General features: G+C 70.3%; 1 pseudogene. It reads left to right on the forward strand.

The features are described from left to right. Positions 1-1,580, forward strand: a pseudogene (gene tnpC, locus J2Z33_RS18055) (IS66 family transposase); the annotation flags it as partial. Positions 1,581-1,599: the final 19 nt, after the last annotated feature.

Genomic DNA, 1,599 nt, shown 5'->3' on the forward strand with positions numbered 1-1,599 from the left:
ACCCCGAGGACCTGCGGGCCTTCGCGGCGCGGCTCCTGGCCGAGGTGAAGGCGCAGGCGATCCTGATCGAGAAGCTGCGGCATCAGCTCGCCGGCCACCGTGCCCATCGGTTCGGTGCCTCGTCCGAGACCGCCGAGCAGTTGCAGCTGGCCCTTGAGAGTGAGCCATTGAGGCGCCATTGGTTCGAGCCCAATGGCGAACGAGATCGCCTCAGCGGCGATGGCGGCGAAGCTCCGGCTGCCGGATGTGGAAGAGAAGGACCGGCCCAAGCGCCGCCCGATCCCCGATCACATTCCCCGCATGGAGGTTGAGCTCACGCCGGGTGACGACTGCTGTGCCGGCTGCGGGGGAACGCTGCGGCGCATCGGCGAGGACGTGACCGAGGAGCTGGAATACGTCCCTGGCCGGTTCGTCGTGAACCGCATCGTCCGTCCCCGGCTGGCCTGCTCGGGCTGCGAGCGCTTCACCCAGGCGCTGCTGCCGTCACGACCCATCGAGCGCGGGCGCCCCGGCCCGGGCCTGCTCGCCCATGTGCTGGTGAGCAAGCATGCCGATCATCTGCCGCTCCATCGGCAGAGCCAGATCTTCGAGCGCGACGGCCTCGACCTCGACCGCTCCACCCTGGCCGACTGGGTGGGCAAGTCCACCGCGCTCCTCGAGCCCCTGGCCGATGCGATCGGGCGGCACGTCCTGGCGAGCGGAGCCATCTTTGCGGACGACACGCCCGTGAGCATGCTCGCCCCCGGCACCGGCAAGACGCAGACGGCCCGGCTCTGGACCTATGGTCGTGACGAGCGCCCCTGGGGCGGCGAGGCCCCACCTGCCGCCCTCGCCATGGTCCTCGAACCCATGGCGGACCCTGGCTCGATATCGCTTCTCGACCGACCGCAAGGGCCAGCACCCGAAGGACCATCTGACCGGCCATCAGGGCTGGATGCATGCGGATGGCTACGCCGGCTTCGAGGACCTCTACCGCTGCGGCGCCATCCAGGAGGTCGCCTGCCTGGCGCACGTGCGGCGCAAGTTCGTCGACGTGCATCGGGCGCAAGGCTCGGCCCTCGCCGAGGAGGCCATCGGGCGCATCGCCCGGCTCTAGGCCGTGGAGGTCGAGGCCCGGGGCTCGCCACCGGAACGGCGGGCCGAGATCCGGCAGGCCAGGGCCAAGCCGATCCTAGAAGATCTCGAGACCTGGCTCGCCGCCCAGCTCCCCGCCATCTCCGGCAAGTCTCCCCTTGCCACGGCAATCCGCTATGCGCCGGCCCGGATGACGCGGCTCAGGCCCCACCTCGAGCACGGCATCCTCGGGCTGGACAACATCGAGCCTTGGTCCGCCACTGGTTCAAGGACCATGGCGCGGGGCCGAGCGCAGCATGCGTGCCATCGCCCTCGGCCGGAAGAACCACCTCTTCGTGGGCTCGGAGGCGGGCGGCAAGGCGGCGGCCATCGCCTACACCCTGATCGAGACGGCCAAGCTCAACGACGTCGACCCCCAGGCCTGGCTCGCCGACACCCTGGCGCGCCTGCCCGACCACAAGATCACCAAAGTCGGCGAACTGCTGCCCTGGCGCTGGCAGCCGTAGCGGTCAGGCCGGACGCTTA

The sequence above is a fragment of the Rubellimicrobium aerolatum genome, assembly GCF_017872975.1.
Lineage (GTDB): Bacteria > Pseudomonadota > Alphaproteobacteria > Rhodobacterales > Rhodobacteraceae > Rubellimicrobium > Rubellimicrobium aerolatum.